This window comes from Parasphingorhabdus sp. (assembly GCF_048267785.1).
GTDB lineage: Bacteria > Pseudomonadota > Alphaproteobacteria > Sphingomonadales > Sphingomonadaceae > Parasphingorhabdus.
In genome coordinates this window covers 51,890-69,993 of the sequence record NZ_JBLWWU010000020.1, presented here as the reverse complement: position 1 = coordinate 69,993, position 18,104 = coordinate 51,890, and the positions used below count along the sequence as shown (strand labels likewise).

The window sequence follows — 18,104 nt, the reverse complement described above, 5'->3', positions numbered from 1 at the left end:
CCATCAAAACGCAGACAACGATTTTTCCCGCTATCGCTACCGGGGAGAACCGTTGTTTACTAATTTCGACGATCAACAAAACCGGGCCCATACGAGCCACCGCATGCTGATGAAACGTCCTCTAGATGGATGGAGTGATTCGGTCAATAGTAGTGATCGAGAATAATTCATCTTCCTCATTTTCTCGCTTTATCTGCGACCTGCAGAGCTTTTGTGGCAATGAAAACGCCCCGCCACTCTCGATATTCCGGTCTCTGACCAAGCTGGCAGGGGTAAAAGACGTTCCAACTTCTGGATTCGATCGCGCAATATCGCTGAACAGATTCGCGGGAAGCGGTTGCTCAAAACACATCGTCAGCCATGCGGACAAATAGCGGCGGATTGGAGTTCAGTCGCCATCTCAATTCTCCAGGAACAGTTCAGCGGTTGCATCGATGATAGCATCAACATCGAGCCGATATTCGCGGTAAAGGTCGGGCAGATCGCCGGTCTGGCCAAAGCGGTCGGTGCCGAGGGGGCTGACCGGCATGCCCTTGACACCGCCCAGCCAGGACAAGGCTCCCGGCGAGCCGTCCAATATTGTGACCAGACCGGCACCAGGCGCCAGCGCCGACAGCAGATGCTCGGCATGGCAAGACGGAATATCTGACTGGCGATTGTTCCAGCGACCGGCATGGCGTGCCGACCAGCCACGATGCAGCAAGTCAGGCGAAGTCACATTGAGAAGACCCAAGCCCGGCATGTCATCCGACAGACTTTTCCATGCCTCCAATGCCTCGGGCGCAACGGCACCGGTAAAGACAATGGCCGCTTCGGCCTCATGACCGGGCTGACGCAGCCAGTAGCCGCCCTTTAATGCATCTGCCTCCCAGGAATCGCCATTGCGTTCCATCTGCGGGACCGAACGCGTGCTCAGTCGCAGATAGACAGAACTACCATCTGGCCTCTGCATATGTTCAAAAGCATGGCGCATCATCAGCGCAAGCTCGTCGGCCCATGCCGGTTCGAAATAATCGAGATTGGGCTGGCCCATGCCGATGAGCGGCGTGTTGATCGACTGGTGGGCGCCACCTTCGCCGGCAAGTGTCAGACCGGAGGGTGTGCCGACCAGCAGAAAGCGTGCATCCTGATAACAGCCATAGTTGAGCGCATCCAGCCCGCGCGCGATGAACGGATCATAGACCGTGCCAACCGGCAACAGCCGTGTGCCGAAATGCGGCGCGGAAAGCCCCAGCGATGCCAGCATCAGAAAGAAATTATTCTCCGCGATGCCCAGCTCGATATGCTGGCCAGCCGCATGGGCAGCCCATTTTTGCGCGGACGGAATTTTTGCCTGCCGGAACACATCGGCCACTTCCTGACGCCGGAACAGGCCACGCTGGTTTACAAAGGCACCAAGATTCGTGGTCTGCGTCACATCGGGCGCAGTGGTCACAATCCGGTTGCCGATTTCCTCATCGGATTTGGCAAGGTCAAACAATATCCTGCCGAACGCGGCCTGCGTGGATTGTTCATCCCCGTCGGGAATCGCAAAACGCGCTGGTACCGGAACAGCTTCCGCCTCGCCCTCTGGCGGCGTTCGGGCAAAGGCGCTATTCTCCAGGAATGCCTTGAGCTCGGCGGCCATATTATCGCCGAGCCCGGCATAGGGTTCCCATTCATCGCCTTCAGATATGCCCATCCGGTCGCGCAGGTCGCGAATCTGGACCGGGTTCATCATCCCGGAATGATTATCCTTATGGCCGGCGAGCGGCAGACCAAAACCCTTCACCGTATAGGCGATGAACAGGGTTGGCAGTTCGTCGTCCGCTGAATCAAAAGCCTCGGTCAGACTTTCCATGCAATGACCGCCCAGATTGGTCATCAGCGCAGCAAGCTGGTCATCATCATAGCCGGCGAGGAGCTTCTTGACATTTGTCTTGCCGCCTATGTCTGCGAGCAACCGCTCACGCCACGCCTCTCCGCCTTTGTAAGTCAGCACGGCGAAATCGGCGTTGGGGCAATTGTCGATCCATTCCTCGAGCGCCTTGCCACCCGGTTTCTTGAACGCCGCCTGCTGAAGCTTTCCATATTTAAGCGTGATCACCCGCCAGCCGCATGTTTCGAATATATCGTCGAAACGCCGGAACATCCGGTCGGCGGTGGTGCTGTCGAGCGACTGCCGGTTATAATCCACGATCCACCAGCAATTGCGGATATCATGTTTATAGCCTTCGATCAGGCACTCATAAATATTGCCTTCATCCAGCTCCGCGTCGCCCATCAGCGCGATCATCCTGCCCACTTCTTCATTATTCACCTGACCGTGCGCGATGAGATAGTCTTGCACCAGACTGGAGAAAGCTGTGACGGCAACGCCGAGACCAACCGAGCCGGTCGAGAAATCAACAGGAATGCTGTCCTTGGTCCGAGACGGATAGCTCTGCACGCCGCCAAGGCCGCGAAAATTTATCAGATTGTCGCGCGACTGGTTGCCAAGCATATAGTGAATGGCGTGGAGTACGGGCCCGGCATGTGGCTTGACCGCAACCTTGTCCCGGGGTCGCAGCGCATGGAAATAAAGCGCGGCCATAATCGCGGTCATCGAAGAGCAACTCGCCTGATGCCCACCCACTTTCAAGCCATCGCGCTTGACCCGGATGTGATTGGCGTTATGCACCGTCCAGGAAGACAGCCAGCGCAAACGCTGCTCCAACGCTTCGAGCATTTGTATAGTTTCCGCGTTAGAACGCAGCGCCATTTTTGCCATTTGTGAATCTCCGGATATAGTCATCGCTTATAGATCTATCCGGCCAACATGTCCTTGCTAAGGATTGCGCCATATTATAATAAGTTGGCATATTTTTACTGTATAAGCAGATATAAAAGCAGATTATGTCAAATATTGAACTAGATATCTATGACAAACGGATATTGGATGCCCTGCAGACCGATGGTCGCATCACAAACAGCGAGCTCGCAGAAAGGATCGGTCTGTCGCCAAGCCCATGCCTTCGCCGGGTTCGCCAGCTTGAAGCAAGGGGCATGATTTCAGGCTATGTGGCTCTGGTTGACCCCCAAGCCATCGGTCTTTCCGTTTCTGCCTTTGTGCGCGTGCGCCTCGACCAGCAAGATGACCGGCACCTGCGAGCCTTCGAAACGGCAATTGCAGATTTTCCAGAAGTGATGGAATGCTATCTGATGAGCGGAGATTCTGATTATCAGCTACGGGTAATGGTGGGTTCACTCGATGCCTTCGAGCATTTTCTGCGCAACAAGCTGACAATGATCGAAGGGGTAGCACAAGTCACCACCAGCTTTGCCTTACGGCCGATCATCTACAAGACGGCTTTGCCGCTGGAAAACTGAACTGGTGCGCAAGCGTACCCGTCAAACTAAGAGCGGCCCAAACGTGTAGCGTGATATATCTGACCTACGCCGAAATAACGGCGCGCAACCATAGGCGCGATCGCGGCGGTTTCACGATATTCAAATCAATAATTAATGGCGGAGCCGGAGGGATTCGAACCCTCGATAGGTTGCCCTATACACGCTTTCCAAGCGTGCGCGATCGACCACTCTGCCACGGCTCCGCATATACTGCCCGACCCGTGAATCCGGTCGAATATCAGACAGCGCCGCTTCCCTAATGCCGGATTCGCGCTTTCGCAAGCGATTGTGTCGCGTTAGGGTGCGCGTCAGGAATAAAACCCGTTCGCCCTGAGCTTGTCGAAGGGTCGATTGCGCTTGGCCAGATGCTTCGACAGGCTCAGCACGAACGGAATTTTGGGGATGTTTTTATGCGAAGAATCAGCGCTATTGTTTCACTATTCGCTCTATTGAGTGCAACACCCGCCCTCGCCCAGGACACCGGAAAACCAGAACATCCCAGCCCCAATGCGATTGTCGATGCAGCCCCGGCCAGCGACTGGGTGAAGATTGCGCCGAGCGACCTGCTGGTCATGGATCTTGCGCCGGACAGCGAGGGCAACGCCCGCCGCGTGGTCATCCAGCTGATGCCCGAACCTTTCTCGCAGGGCTGGATCCGCAATATCCGCAAGCTTGCCGCTGCGCACTGGTGGGACGGCACCAGCGTCAACCGGGTGCAGGACAATTATGTCGTGCAATGGGGGGATGCCGGTTACGACAATCCGGAATCGGGCGAGACGGAGCAGAAGGCTTTGCCGGAGGGGCTGGAGACGGTGCCGGAGGGTGAATATGTTGTATCGATGAATGCATTGCTCGCAGTTCACGCGAACGCTTCTGCTGGAGATGCCGCTCACGATGCCATGATGGCCGCTGCAAACGCTGCTGAGGCTATGTCGGATGCAATGAAGGATGAGCATCGAAAAACTGAAGACCCGAATTATAGAAGGTGGGAAGAGAAAGATTCCTATTCTGAGTGGGTGCAATTTAATGAAGGTTGGCCATTGGCAAACCAAGGCATCGACGATCAAGGAATGTTCTGGCCCGTCCACTGCTACGGTGCGGTCGGCGTCGGCCGCAACTATTCCCCCGACACCGGGAGCGGTGCTGAACTTTACACCGTTATCGGCCACGCGCCGCGCCATCTGGATCGGAATATTGCCGTGGTCGGGCGCATCATCGAGGGGATCGAATATCTTTCCAGTCTGCCGCGCGGCAAGGGCCAGTTGGGTTTCTACGAGGACGAGAGCAAGCGCGTGCCGATTATATCCATCCGGCTGGCCAGCGAATTTCAAACAGCAGACCAGCCGCATTTCGAATATCTCTCCACCGAAGGAACAGCCTTCGCAAAATATGCCGATGCCCGGGCCAATCGGCGCGATCCGTTCTTCATCGTCCCGGCTGGCGGCGTGGATATCTGTAATATTCCGGTACCGGTTCGTCGGGTGCAGGGAGAGTGAGCTTTGTTCCCCGGCACAGGGCGGGGCCCAGAATATTCCTGACATCGCGTTTTAAACCGCACCGGCAGGACTCGACTGGGCCTCGCCCTGCGGCGGGGAACGATTTTGCCTTTCCTACATTGCGCCAGATCGGTTAGTCTCGCGGCATGATCCAAGCCCTTTTCTCGTCCAGCCATCGGCGGTTTTCAGCAAGTTGCGCCCGAAAGATATCCTTCGCCATAGGGGGTGTGACCCTGTGTGACCCAAAGAATGTTCCCCGGCGAAGGCCGGGGTCCAGAACAGTCCCGCCTTCGCCTTTTAAACCGCACCGGCAGGACTCGACTGGGCCCCGCCCTGCGGCGGGGAACGAAAACGGCCTGCACGGGGGCAGAAAGCCTATTTTTTCTTAACAGTGTAAAGTTTGTAAAGTTCAGCAAAGAAGGAGTCGCATGAAAAACTATTTTCGATCAGCGCACATCGCCTTTTGGGTCTTGGCCACAGCGTGTTTTTCATTCGCCTTTCCGGCAATGGCGCAAGAGGAGGTCGCAGAAAAAAGTACCGCCGAAATCCTCGCTACCGCACCGGCCGAACACTGGCTGGCCATCCCCCTCACCGACCTGATGGTGCTCACCCTGCCCGATGCGGCGGACGGCACGAAACGCCAGGCGGTAATCCAGCTGCTCCCGGCCAATCTCTCCGGCGGCCATGTTCGCAATGTCCGGAAGCTCGCCGGAACGCGCTGGTGGGACGGCACCAAAATCTACCGTGTCGCCAAGGATTTCGTCACCCAGTTCGGCGGCAATCCCGATGCCAAGAAACTGCCCAAGGGCCTCGAGACGGTGCCCGAGAGCGAATATTATAACGCGGCACTCGGGGTGAAGCGCGATGCCGATATGGCCGCGCTGCAGGCAGCGGTCGACTATAGCAATCAATATCAGGGCACGGCAATCCGGCCGCTGATGAAGATGATCTATGAAAATGGCGGGGCGCAGAAAGTCGGTTTTGGCGGCGGCTGGCCGATTGGCAGCAAGAGTGTTGACGACGAGACGAAATATTATCCGCTGACCTGTCGCGGGTCGCTCTCCCCTGCCCATTATGACCCGCCGGACACGGGAAGCGGCGCGGAAATGTCGGTGATCACCGGCGAAGCGGCGCGCAGTCTTGATACGACATTCGGCATGGTCGGTCGGGTGATCGACGGGCTGGAGCATTTGCAAAATCTACCGCTCGGAACCGATCCCGGCGGTTTCTATACCGACAAATCGGAATATACCGAGATCAAATCTATCCGGCTGGCCAGCGAATTGCCGCTGGCCGAGCAGCCCGCTTATGAATATCTTGCCAGCTATAGCCCAGCGCTCATGCAATATATCGAAGCCCACGGCGGCTATGGCAATATTTGCACGGTGGCCACACCTGTTAGGAAAGTTTCAAGATAGGACAATAAAATTACAACGCGTCTCGCGCGGGCCGATATTTGCTGTTATTGTCAGGGAACAGACTCGAAAGAAGGACCCAGCCCATGCGCGTCGGAACCCCTAGAGAAATCAAGAATCATGAATATCGAGTCGGCTTGACCCCCGAATCGGTCCGCGAGCTGACCGCTCACGGCCATGAAGTATGGGTCGAGACCGGTGCCGGACTCGGCATTGGCGCGGACGATACGGAATATATCGACGCAGGTGCGACGATTACGGCCATCGCAGCCGATGTCTTCGAAAAATGCGACATGGTGGTCAAGGTCAAGGAACCACAGGCGGTCGAACGGGCCATGCTGCGCGAAGGCCAGATATTGTTCACCTATCTTCATCTGGCGCCAGACCCGGAACAGACAGCCGATCTGGTGGAATCCAAGGCGACCTGTATCGCCTATGAAACCGTCACCGGCACCGGCGGATTGCCCTTGCTCAAACCGATGAGTCAGGTCGCCGGACGCATGTCGATCCAAGCGGGTGCAACCGCGCTGGAAAAAGCCCATGGCGGCCGCGGTATCTTGCTTGGTGGCGTGCCCGGCGTGGCCCCCGGCAAGGTGACGATCATCGGCGGCGGGGTTGTCGGTTTTAACGCCGCGCAAATGGCCGCCGGTCTAGGTGCCGATGTAACAATATTGGATCGTGATCCGGATGTTCTGGAATCGGTCGGCACCCATTTTGAATCGCGCGCCAAAACGCGCTTCTCGAATAAGGCCAATCTGGCGGAATGCGTCGCCGAAGCCGATCTGGTAATCGGAGCGGTGCTGATCCCCGGCGCAGAAGCGCCCAAGCTTGTCACCCGCGATATGCTCAAAACCATGCGCCCCGGTTCGGTGCTTTGCGATGTCGCGATCGATCAGGGCGGCTGTTTCGAAACTTCCAAGCCGACCACCCATGAAGAACCCACCTATGTGGTCGACGATATCGTCCATTATTGTGTGGCCAATATGCCGGGCGCGGTCTCGCGCACCTCGACCTATGCGCTCAACAATGTGACCCTGCCCCATACGCTTGCGATTGCCGACAAAGGGTGGGAAGCGGCGTTGCGCGAGGATCGCCATCTTGCCGAAGGGTTGAACGTGTGGAATGGCCATGTGACATACAAGGCGGTCGCCGAGGATCTGGGCTATGACCATATGCCGGTGTCGGAGATTGTCGGACTGAAGACGGATAATTGACGGACCGGGAGGTTGATCCGCCAGTGGTGAACTTGCCGAGCCAGCCTGTTCAACGTTAGGCGCCCTTTCGCGACAGGCTGAGGACAAACGGAACAAGAAGAAGGAGAGATCAGAATGGCTGCAACACACCAGAAACCGCTCGGCTCCGGATTTCTTGCCAAGAACGAACCACACGAAAGACGCGTAACCTGGTGACGGTGAGGGCAGAGTATAATAACGGGGAATATGTCGGCCTGCTGCAGCGCGATGCCGCCGGCTTCTTACTGCAATGCGACGATGGCACCCGCTATCGGCTCGAACTGTTGCGGACACCGATTGACGCGGTCGAGAAACGGGTGGTGGTCACCGGCCGGATCATAGACAGCACAATTCTGGAAATCGAAGGGGTCAGGCTGGCATGAATTTCGAATGTGCAACGCTCGACGATATCGAAGCGCTCCACACGCTGGTGGAAAGCGCCTATCGCGGCGAAAGCGCTAGGCGCGGCTGGACCCATGAAGCGGACCTGCTCGACGGACAGCGGACCGATGCCAGGGCATTGCGCGAGATTATTGCGGCCGACAATCAGTTCATCCTGCTCGCGAAGAAGGGCGATGGTATCGCCGGATGCGCGCAGCTCTCCCGGGTCGGCGACGGGCTCGCCTATCTGGGGCTGCTGACCGTCGATCCTGCTTTGCAGGCAGGCGGCCTGGGCAGGCAATTGCTGGCAGAATCAGAGCGATTTGTCCGGGATCAATGGCAGGCCAGCGCGATCGAGATGACCGTCATCCGCCAGCGCGAGGATTTGATCGCCTATTACGAACGCCGTGGTTATGCGCGGACCGGCGAACTGCGTCCCTTCCCGCATGGTGATCGGCGCTTCGGCCTGCCGAGGACCACTGAACTGGAATTCGCGGTGCTGCGCAAGCCGGTCTAGGCGGCCTTGCCCTCGAGCGCCTTCTGCCGGCGGCGCTGGACCGAGCTGCCCAGACCCAGCGCTTCACGATATTTGGCCACGGTGCGCCGGGCAATGTCGAACCCCCGCTCCTTGAGCAGGGCGACCAGCTTGTCGTCGGACAGGATCTTCTTGGGGTCCTCGTTATCGATCAGGGACTTGATATGACTTTTTACCGCTTCCGCCGACGCCGCTTCGCCTCCGGTCGAGGACTGGATGCCGCTGGTGAAGAAATATTTGAGCTCGAACGTCCCGCGCGAACAGGAGAGATATTTGTTGGATGTCACCCGGCTGACCGTCGATTCATGCATCTCGATCTGCTCGGCGACATTCTTCAGCGTCAGCGGTCGGAGATGGGCCACGCCCTTGCGGAAAAACTCCTCCTGCTGCTTGACGATTTCAGTCGCGACCTTGACAATCGTGCGCTGCCTTTGATCCAGCGCCTTGACCAGCCAGTTCGCGTCCGCAAGACATTCATTCAGCCAGTCCTTGGATTCCTTGTCCTGCGCACCGTCCTTCAGCTCGGAATAATAGCTGCGGTTCACCAGTACTTTCGGCAAGGTGGCACTGTTCACCTCGATGATCCACCGGTTTGCGCGCTCGGCGACAAAGACATCGGGCACAACCGCCTGCACCTCGCCGCCACCGATCTTGCAACCTGGCTTCGGATCATAATTGCGCAATTCGCTGATCATATCCATCAGGTCTTCATCGTCGACGCCGCACATCCTTTTGAGCTGCGGCAATGCACCTTTGGCAAGCAGGTCCAGATTATCGATCAAGCGTTCCATGGCAGGATCATAGCGATCCGCATCCCTGGCTTGCAGCGACAGGCATTCTGCCAGATCTCGCGCGCCGACCCCCACTGGATCCAACGTTTGAACCACACCCAATATACGCTCTATGTCAACGAGCCCGACATTCAGACGCTGCGCAAGCTCGAGCAAGTCAGCCTGCAAATAGCCGCACTCGTCAATCTGGTCGATGATATGCTGCGCAACGAATAGATCCATGCCGGAAAGGATCGCGCCTGCCTGATCCATCAAATAATCGGTCAGGGTAATTTCGGCGACCAGCATATTCTCGAAATCCGGCGCTTCGCCTACCGCGCTGGCACCACTGCTGGAGCCATTCAGTCCCAGTTGACCGTCAAGCGCACCATCACTTTCAGACAGACTGTTATTGGAGAAACTGTCCGAATCACCCTGCATATCAAGAGCGGTTTCCGATTCCGCTGGACCAGAGGACAATATTTCATCGCTGCCTTGTGTCGCGGCCTCTATGGGCCCTTCTTCGCTATCATTTACTTCGCCACTCTCCGTCGAAATCTCACCGGTGTCCAACAACGGATTTTTTTCGACCTCGTCGGAAATATATGTTTCCAGCTCTAAATTGGACAAGGTCAGCAGTTTGATCGCCTGCTGCAATTGCGGCGTCATCACCAGCGACTGACTCTGCCGCAAATCGAGACGAGGCCCGAGTGCCATGTTTACAGTTCGAAACCTTCACCCAGATAGAGCCGTCGGACATTGGCGTCTGCAACCAGATCTTCCGGACTGCCGGCGAACAGGACCTGACCATCATAGATGATACAGGCACGATCGACGATATCGAGCGTCTCTCGGACGTTATGGTCGGTAATCAGCACACCAATGCCTCGCTCACGCAATTGGCACACTAAATCGCGGATATCTGCAATTGACAGGGGATCGATACCGGCAAAGGGCTCATCAAGAAGCACGATGGTTGGACTCGCCGCCAGCGCCCGGGCAATCTCGCATCGCCGCCGTTCGCCACCGGACAATGCCATCGCCGGCGAACTCCGCAATTTGGTAAGACCGAATTCATCGAGCAGACGATTAAGTGTCTCATGTCGGGCGATAGAATCCGGCTCCACCATCTCAAGCACCGCCATGATATTCTGTTCCACGGTCATGCCCCGAAAAATCGAGGTTTCCTGCGGAAGATAGCCGATGCCGAGGATAGCGCGGCGATACATGGGGAGCGGTGTTATATCCTCACCATCGAGCATGATCCGTCCGGCATCCGGCCGCACCAGCCCCATGACTGAATAGAAGCAAGTCGTTTTCCCCGCCCCATTCGGGCCCAACAACCCCACCACTTCACCACGCCCTACCGATAGCGAAACATCCGACAGAACCGAACGTTTGTCATAACTCTTGGCGATCGAAACCACCGCAAGCCCATGTTCCGTCGCATCACTTGTCAGCAGGGCGCCCGGTTCGGCCATTGCCGGAATGTCAGTGACGGCTGCGTCGTTCATTATTCGTCCTCATTTTCATGGGCTGTCTTGTTCGTTGATTAGCAGCATGCCCCAATCTTGTCCAAATTGGCAAGCTTTGTGCATGGTTGATTGAAAATGGACGTTCCTGAAGAAAATCAAGCGATACCGGGATCAGAACCAGCATCTTTCTTCGGTCGCCCAAGCGAAGTTGCTGCTTTATCGACACTGTTGGAGATTTCAGTCTTTCCGCTGTGGCACCGTAAACGTGCCGGATACTCGCCCGTTAGAGCCTTGCGTACCGGCGGCAGACCCACCCGTCGACCGCCCGTCGATTGTCGAGCGCCCCGATGTAAGGTCAATGATGACGCGACCACCGGAGAGACGGTTTGTACCTTGTGTAAGGGTGACATCGCCTAACAGGGTGATAAGCCGTCGATTGAGATCATATATGGCGACATTGCCCGAAGCGGTGTCCCCCCCTTTGCGGATAGTGACGCCACCGGATGCATCGATCCGGTCAATCTCTATCCCTCCAGCATTCCGGTAGGCAACGGTCATGCGTGCCGCGTTAAGCACCAGACCAGCCTGCTCGACCCGAACACCACCCGAAAGCACGACGCGATCGGCCCGGTCCTGTACTTCAATTCGGTCAGCATCGAAATTCACCGGTGCGTTGCTGTTATGGCTGCCAAACACCTGCGCAGGCGCTGGGCCCGCAAGCACCAATAGCCCCGAAGCCAAAACAGCCGTTCCACCGGTAAGGGAAAGAAAAAGGTTCAATTTCATTTAAGGTCTTCTTAATCCATTTTGTTCGATCCGCAAACTCGCATTGCCGTCCAGACTTACAGTACGTTCAGTCAAGTCTGCTTCGAGCCGATCAGCGCGAAATGTACCGATATTGGTCCGGCCTTCGACCGTCCCGCCGCTTTTCAAGGTCCGTTGCTTAAGATCAACTGTCACATTGCTGGTCGAAAGACGATAGCCGCTGGCCGACTCAACTTGCACGGGTCCTGGCACCTCGACATTTTCATGGGCCATATAATAGCGCCCTTCATTCGCGCGTATCTGAGCAGGTCCGTCTTGCAACAGAATCCGGGCCGAAAGATCTTTTAACTCCACGATCGCCTCACTCGAGCTTTTCTGCACGGCTGAACCCGCTTTCAGGGAAAACGGGCGCCCTTCGCTATCCTCACCCCGATAAATGGCTTCGGTGACTCGCATCCGTTCCTTGGCAACATCCACGCTATTCTTGTCGAGAACAAAACTCAGTTCACCGCTCATTGTGAATGGTGCCAGCGCCAGCATTGCACCCAATATACCAACGCCAGCCGGGAGGATGATGCGCAACAATTTCACATTCCGGTCATGCTTGCTATTCGGCGCAGCAAATTCCTGACGCTTGGTCCGGACTATATTGGCGGCGGTTGACATGGATGCACTATCTTCCCGAAATTCAATATTGACGACGGCTGACCAAAAGACCCGGCCGTTTAAGCATGGGCGAAAATATCTGTCTCCGGCCAGCCGGCCAGATCCAGTCGTACCCGGTCAGGTAAAAATTCAAAACAAGCCTGGGCAAGGGCGGTCCTGCCCTCCCTTTCGAGCCGGATTGCGAGTTCATCCATCAACCTGTGCAAAAAACGAACATCGGATGCAGCATATTCCCGCTGGGCGTCACTGAGTTCCGGGTTGCCCCAGTCACTAGATTGCTGCTGCTTGGAAATATCTTGACCGAGAAGTTCACGGACGAGTTCTTTCAATCCATGACGATCAGTATAGGTCCGGATGAGGCGGGAAGCGATTTTCGTGCAGAATACAGGAGCCGCCATCACCCCCATATAATGTTCAATGGCCGCAAGATCAAAGCGGGCAAAATGATAAAGCTTCAATCGATTGGGGTCAGCCAGAATGGTCCGAAGATTGGGCGCTGCATAGTCACTGTCGGGTCCGAAACGCACGAGATGCTCGTCACCCTCGCCATCTGATATCTGTAGCAGGCACAGTCGATCACGCGGGGTCTGGAGTCCCATGGTCTCGGTGTCCACCGCAACCGGACCTTCGCCCAGAACGTCAACGGGAAGATCTTCTTCATGAAAAAAAACTGCCATTATTATTTGCCTGTCTGTTTTACTGCTGTGACATCTGTATGTTCCCGACCATATTCCGGGCGCGGCCCCTCACGGGTTTAAGCCTCCACCGGATATCAGGCCAGGAAAATTGACAGTGCCTTATAATCGGATAGCTATGTGCCGCAGGGAGATTCAAACAGCAAGTTTAGTTTATCCACCGGATCATCGTGGGTCCGGTGCAGCGCATAAGGAATTTAGCAATATGACCTAGAAACCACCTCAACCCGTCGTTTCCGGTTTCGATTTCAACAAGTCGTCCATAGTTTCACTGCTCTATATCGCAGGATTCGTTATCGGGATTACGGGGATTGTTGGCCTTATCCTTGCGGTGGTCTGGAGGAATGAGGTCGCCGGAACATGGGGAAAAAGCCATCTGAAATTTCCTATCAGGACATTTGTGATCGGACTGGTGGTTGGTATTATCGGTGCTATTCTTTCTTTCGTTCTAATTGGAACTCCTTTTTTTCTGGCGCTTTCGATATGGATATTGGTCCGTTCTGTGATTGCGTTGTTAAAAGCCCAGAAACACGAATCCATAGCCGATCCGAATACATGGCTTTTCTGATCGGCGCCGTCAGAATATCAGAATCGCTCAAGCCGCCATGTAAACGCCGATTTCATTCGCTTATTGCTCCATTTTTCTATATAGTTGAACTGCGCGGCAATTAGATTCGCGCGAAACAATGTTATGGAAATCGTTCGCTATAACATTGGCATTATTGGATAGGGCGAATTGAAAGTGGCGATTTAAGGATGGGTTTTGACAGAAACCGGCGTGGTAGAGGCCGGGATAAGCGCGATGGCTTCGGTGACGAAAACTTCGATGGATATCAAAGTGATAGCGGCCCGCCCGTAGAAAGATATACGCGGCCAGACAGCGATTCAGGCGGCGGCAGACGGGGCGGCGGCATGCCGGATCAGGTTGTCGGCGAAAGCACCGGAACCGTAAAATTTTTCAATGCTCAAAAAGGTTTTGGCTTCATCGTACAAGACGGTGGCGGCGAAGATGTTTTTGTCCATATCAGCCAAGTCGAGCGTGCCGGCCTGAAGGGTCTGGCAGAAGGACAGACATTGCGCTTTTCACTGGTTGATCGGGGCGGAAAGGTTTCCGCTTCTGACATCCAGATCGAAGGCGACCTTATCGAAGTGACCGATAGCGCTTCCTCTCGTGATGATCGTGGCGGTCCTCCGCGCAGGGAACTTACGGGAGAGAAGGCCAGCGGCACCGTGAAATTTTTCAACGGCAGCAAAGGCTTTGGGTTCATCCAGCGCGATGACGGCCAGCCGGATGCATTCGTCCATATTTCAGCAGTGGAGCGCGCCGGTATGCGCGGCTTGGAAGAAGGCGACAAACTGGAGTTTGAACTGGAAGTGGATCAACGCGGTAAAACTGCTGCGGTTAACCTGGTCGCAAAGTAACCGACCAGACTCTGTTCACATTAGAATAAAGAGGCGGGCCTTTTGGTCCGCCTCTTTTTTGCGCTCCTTGGGTGTCTTTCCAGACGGTACGGTTAATCGGCATGAAAAAGCCCGCCGAACCTGTCCGACGGGCTTTTCTGGCATTGCCGAACTATTAGAAGCGGAAGGTAACCGCCGCTGAATAGACCTGACTTTGGACATCGCTGCGACCAACCGAGGTATCAACCATCAAATCGAACGATGTACTGCCCGCGTTGTAACGAAGGCCAGCACCCAGTTCACCCCAGTTCCGGTCAACCGGTGCCAGAGCGAAGCCTGCCAGAGCGCCTGTACCACCAACGAAATTTGCGCCAAACGTGCTGGGGTTGTCGTTCAGGAACTCATGGACATAGTTCATTGCAACGCGCGCCTGCAATTTCTTGCCGGGCTTGCTCCTGAACTCAACGCCAGCCAGACCCTGGATACTGTTATAATCGGGCCGGACAATCGTCAAAGCTGGTCCGCCGCCAGCTTCGGAAATGGTATCGAAATTGATATGCGCGGATCGGGCACCAATTCCCGGTGCTATAATTATATTGAGGAGATCAAGTTCTTTCGAAAGACCAATTTCAGACGCATAAATTAGACTGTCATCATCAGTGGTCAAAGCGAAGGTCTGCGCACCCACAGCCACGTTGCGCAAAGTTTGGGCATTGAACGTACCGATACTCAACCGCGCATCCAGAACATAGTCGCCACCAAAGCGCGACTGCCCATAAATGGACCCCATGATCGTGCGGCTCTCTGCTTGTTGACCCAAAGCCACACCAGCATCTAGATCGGAATAATATGCCGATACCCCGATCATGCTGCTTTCACCGAGATAATATTCCATACCGCCAGCAATAAAGAATCCGTCAAATTCATCCTCGGCACCGGATGCATTGCTCACCGGCATAGACTGTGTCCTGCCTTCGACGAAGCCGCCCGACAGATAGACCGCCATATCCTCATTGACGCCGCCGGAAGTCACTGCGCTGTCTGCGGCATTTACCGCCGCGTCACTCATGATTGCCGGAGAACCAGGAATACTGGCACCGCTCAACGAGGCCGAAGCCAATTGCAGCGGCTTACCGGTCACTGCGATCGTACCACCATTTGTGGAACGGTCGGCAAAGCTCATACGACTGTCATAGAAACGACCGATGTTAGTCAAAGAACCACGGGCCATATTCTGAACACCGGCCTCTGTCGTCGGCGCCCAACTGTCGAATGTAGCCTGAACTGTTTCTGCATCTGCAAAGTCAAGAAAATCGAACAGTCCGGAAACCGCTGCGTTTCCGCGATTGCGGTCCATTAAAGCTGCATAGCTGAACTGGAGAGGATTGTTTCCGTCAACAGCTGTTTGGTAGCTTTGAACGCTGACCGTCATGTCCACAGCATTTGCACTATACACAAACTCGGAAGTCAAAATCGCAGAAATCTGGGATGCGCTATCAAACTCATTGGTTACACCGCCGGTCGCCGTGAGAATGCGATAGGTGCTTTCGGTCGTTTCAAAACCGCCAACGGGCGAGAACACAACGTTGCCGCCGATGTCCGCAACACCATTGACCGCCAGCAGATCCGAGTCACCCGAAGCGCCGATATCGACCATCAATGTGGAACCCGAAGAGAGGATGACATTGCCGTTTACCGTCAATGTTCCAATCGTTCCAACCGTGCCCGGAACGATTCCGCCGGCAATGTTGGTCAGGAACGGAGCGTTGATTGTGCCCGAGCCCGAAAGCAGTCCTGAAAACAGGGAATAATCACCAACGCTGTTCAATGTACCATCGACAGCAATCCGACCTGCAGTCTGATTGACGTCAATCTGAGCCGAAAGGCTTGATCCGGAATTGATCATCAATCCAGCAGCACCGCCAACATTGAGGCGGTCGATCGTAACATCGCTGTTCAGCGACGTTGTACCTGACTGATCGAGTGTCACTTCGAAATAGCGAGCCTTTATGCCACCAGCTACATCCGCGTCTATATTGTCGGGTACGAAATCACTTGCGCCAGCCAATCCATTGCCGAGAGTCGGAGCCGGGAATGGGTCGCCTTCGGCCTGCGGCGCTTCTTCAGCGCCTTCCGGTGCCCCAGTGGCTTCCGCAACGAGGTCACCAACCGGGGTGGCGCCGTCAGAGATTGCAATATTTTCCACCAAAGTCGCGCTGCCGTTAATGGCAATATTTTCTACGATCATCGCTTCGCCACCGGCGGTGATATCTGATGAGACTTGTGCATCCAGAACGTCCGCAACGCCTATCGCGGATGTTGCCACGGCCGCAGGTGCAGGGCGTGATGGAGGTGTATCCGTTCCGGTTGCAAAATCAAAGCAGCCATCATCCACATTGTCGCCTTCTGGATCAAAGCAAACTTCACCGAATTGCGGTGTAGACTGGTCGACACCATCGGATTGCGCATCCGGGAACCCGTTCACGACATTTCCGTCGGCATCAATGATACGATAGGCCGGATCGAGATCAGTCTGCCAATGGGTTGCATCTTCCCATGCGCCGTCACCCGCTTTTGCACTGACATAACGATAGGGATTCACGGCCGCGATATAATCGGCGAAAAGGAACAACGGCTGATAAAAGCTTTCCGTGCCATAAGAACTGAAAACCTGTCCGCCGAAAAAGCGCGAACCGCCAGAAAGAACGCCGATCTGCAGATCTTCTGTCGACAGGCTGTTGTTCGCGGCATCAAGGATCAAAGGACCGCCAGAGTCACCGCCAGCCGTCGTGCCTTCAACTTCGAGCGGCTCATCTTTGTAAAGATTGAAATCGAACGGATTGGTTTTGTCAGGATCGTCAAAATCGAGCCGGTACAATACCTGCGGCAAATCACCGAACGGATCACCAAACAGGAAAATGTTTCTGTCGTCAAATGAGGTTAGCGCACCCAGCATGTTTTCCGCAGATTTCCGGCGCCAGTCAACGCCTGCGGTATCGCCTGCTGTACCACTGCCACTACGGCCATAGCCGGAAATTTTAACATGATAGCCGGTGCCATCGACATCATCAATTTCGCCCGGATCGGGGAGCGGGGAAAATAGCAGCGCCCAAGTGGGGATATTCGCGGCCGGATCGGATAGCGTTGCGACCGCAATGTCACCCTCGAGAAAACCAAACGATGCAGGATCTACCAAGGAATCCGGGTTATACGCAATCTGGCTGATATTATAGACAAACAGGTCTGGATTGGATGCAAATCCATTGTTGATCCAGTCCACGAAACCCGGGAGCGCATTACCGTTGAACGAGAAAGCGGATTGGATCACGCCATCGGTAGCATAATCACTTTCCGGGCGATCATTGACGCAGTGCGCAGCAAACAGAACGGCACGCGGATTGATCAGGGTACCCGTACAGACGAAACCGTCATTCCGGAAAAACTGACCGATACCGTTCACGCTGTCTTCCGGGTCAGTGATATCTGCAGGCGTATAATTGTCATTCGGTACAATCGCCTGAGCGGGTGTTGTCAGTGCGAGGGTAACAATGGCGCCGGCAGCTGCGCTGCGCAGAAGTACTGATCGCGTGGAATGTCCGAAATGCTGGATCATGAAAGAAAGTCCCCTTTAATATTCAGTCAGAATAGACTTAAACCATTGCCTTGCTTGATTTTTCTGTTCAAATCAAAGTGAAACTAGTTCACCGCACCAACGATTGGCGAATAGATGGCGGTTTTCGGGGATTTTCGTGAACGATAAAGTTACAATTTTGGCATATCTGTGGTGATATGGTCACAGATTTTGGCTGATTTCCGGCAAAATTATCCGGCGCCTGGTTCCATATACCTCCGGGCGACGGCAATTTGCGTGGGCTGGCCAATTCTACCCAATCCAGCAGAGATA

The 18,104-nt window shown here is 55.2% G+C and carries 15 protein-coding genes and 1 tRNA gene; 8 read left to right on the top strand and 8 right to left on the bottom strand.

Translation table 11 applies throughout. The annotated features are described in order from the left end of the window. Positions 1–400: 400 nt before the first annotated feature. The gene (locus ACN0VD_RS14770; protein WP_417595591.1) at positions 401–2,749 is read right to left on the bottom strand and encodes a transketolase; all 2,349 of its coding nucleotides are present in this window, start codon (positions 2,747–2,749) and stop codon (positions 401–403) included. Between the two features lie 125 nt (positions 2,750–2,874). Between ACN0VD_RS14770 and ACN0VD_RS14765 the strand changes: the two genes are divergently transcribed. After that, complete coding sequence (locus ACN0VD_RS14765) at positions 2,875–3,348, top strand: Lrp/AsnC family transcriptional regulator (protein ID WP_417595589.1); 474 nt, start codon at positions 2,875–2,877, stop codon at positions 3,346–3,348. Between the two features lie 136 nt (positions 3,349–3,484). Here ACN0VD_RS14765 and ACN0VD_RS14760 read toward each other — a convergent pair. Next, positions 3,485–3,572 (bottom strand) — tRNA-Ser (locus ACN0VD_RS14760). Positions 3,573–3,779: 207 nt separating this feature from the next. On the opposite strand from ACN0VD_RS14760, the gene ACN0VD_RS14755 reads away from it, so the two are divergent. The 5 genes from ACN0VD_RS14755 to ACN0VD_RS14735 all read left to right on the top strand — a co-directional run bounded on the left by ACN0VD_RS14755 (position 3,780) and on the right by ACN0VD_RS14735 (position 8,410). Next, positions 3,780–4,865, top strand: a complete 1,086-nt coding sequence (locus tag ACN0VD_RS14755) for a peptidylprolyl isomerase (protein WP_417595587.1) — start codon at positions 3,780–3,782, stop codon at positions 4,863–4,865. A 428-nt stretch (positions 4,866–5,293) separates the two neighbouring features. Then, positions 5,294–6,283 carry a peptidylprolyl isomerase gene (locus tag ACN0VD_RS14750; protein WP_417595585.1) on the top strand — a complete coding sequence of 330 codons (990 nt, stop codon included), beginning with the start codon at positions 5,294–5,296 and terminating at the stop codon, positions 6,281–6,283. 83 nt (positions 6,284–6,366) lie between these two features. Beyond that, complete coding sequence (ald, locus tag ACN0VD_RS14745) at positions 6,367–7,494, top strand: alanine dehydrogenase (RefSeq protein ID WP_417595584.1); 1,128 nt, start codon at positions 6,367–6,369, stop codon at positions 7,492–7,494. Between the two features lie 191 nt (positions 7,495–7,685). Beyond that, positions 7,686–7,895 carry a DUF5818 domain-containing protein gene (locus tag ACN0VD_RS14740; RefSeq protein ID WP_417595582.1) on the top strand — a complete coding sequence of 70 codons (210 nt, stop codon included), beginning with the start codon at positions 7,686–7,688 and terminating at the stop codon, positions 7,893–7,895. Continuing rightward, positions 7,892–8,410, top strand: coding sequence for a GNAT family N-acetyltransferase (locus ACN0VD_RS14735; RefSeq protein ID WP_417595580.1), 519 nt, complete (start codon positions 7,892–7,894; stop codon positions 8,408–8,410). The genes ACN0VD_RS14740 and ACN0VD_RS14735 overlap by 4 nt, the downstream gene beginning before the upstream one ends. Here ACN0VD_RS14735 and rpoN read toward each other — a convergent pair. The 5 genes from rpoN to ACN0VD_RS14710 form a co-directional block, all read right to left on the bottom strand. Further along, complete coding sequence (gene rpoN, locus ACN0VD_RS14730) at positions 8,407–9,915, bottom strand: RNA polymerase factor sigma-54 (RefSeq protein ID WP_417595578.1); 1,509 nt, start codon at positions 9,913–9,915, stop codon at positions 8,407–8,409. The genes ACN0VD_RS14735 and rpoN overlap by 4 nt on opposite strands. Before the next feature lie 2 nt (positions 9,916–9,917). Continuing rightward, on the bottom strand, positions 9,918–10,712 hold the full coding sequence (lptB, locus tag ACN0VD_RS14725; protein ID WP_417595576.1) for an LPS export ABC transporter ATP-binding protein: 795 nt from the start codon (positions 10,710–10,712) through the stop codon (positions 9,918–9,920). Between the two features lie 198 nt (positions 10,713–10,910). After that, complete coding sequence (locus tag ACN0VD_RS14720) at positions 10,911–11,459, bottom strand: LptA/OstA family protein (protein WP_417595574.1); 549 nt, start codon at positions 11,457–11,459, stop codon at positions 10,911–10,913. Next, positions 11,460–12,104, bottom strand: a complete 645-nt coding sequence (gene lptC / locus ACN0VD_RS14715; protein WP_417595572.1) for an LPS export ABC transporter periplasmic protein LptC — start codon at positions 12,102–12,104, stop codon at positions 11,460–11,462. It abuts the gene before it with no gap. A gap of 59 nt (positions 12,105–12,163) precedes the next feature. Beyond that, entirely contained in the window at positions 12,164–12,781 is a 618-nt protein-coding gene (locus ACN0VD_RS14710) for a ribonuclease D (RefSeq protein WP_417595570.1), read from the bottom strand. A 280-nt stretch (positions 12,782–13,061) separates the two neighbouring features. Between ACN0VD_RS14710 and ACN0VD_RS14705 the strand changes: the two genes are divergently transcribed. Beyond that, positions 13,062–13,367, top strand: a complete 306-nt coding sequence (locus tag ACN0VD_RS14705) for a DUF4870 family protein (RefSeq protein ID WP_417595599.1) — start codon at positions 13,062–13,064, stop codon at positions 13,365–13,367. Positions 13,368–13,555: 188 nt separating this feature from the next. Further along, the gene (locus ACN0VD_RS14700) at positions 13,556–14,221 is read left to right on the top strand and encodes a cold-shock protein (protein WP_417595568.1); all 666 of its coding nucleotides are present in this window, start codon (positions 13,556–13,558) and stop codon (positions 14,219–14,221) included. Between the two features lie 154 nt (positions 14,222–14,375). Here the strand turns inward: ACN0VD_RS14700 and ACN0VD_RS14695 are convergent, their stop codons facing one another. Continuing rightward, positions 14,376–17,813 carry an autotransporter domain-containing protein gene (locus tag ACN0VD_RS14695; RefSeq protein WP_417595566.1) on the bottom strand — a complete coding sequence of 1,146 codons (3,438 nt, stop codon included), beginning with the start codon at positions 17,811–17,813 and terminating at the stop codon, positions 14,376–14,378. Positions 17,814–18,104 lie beyond the last annotated feature (291 nt).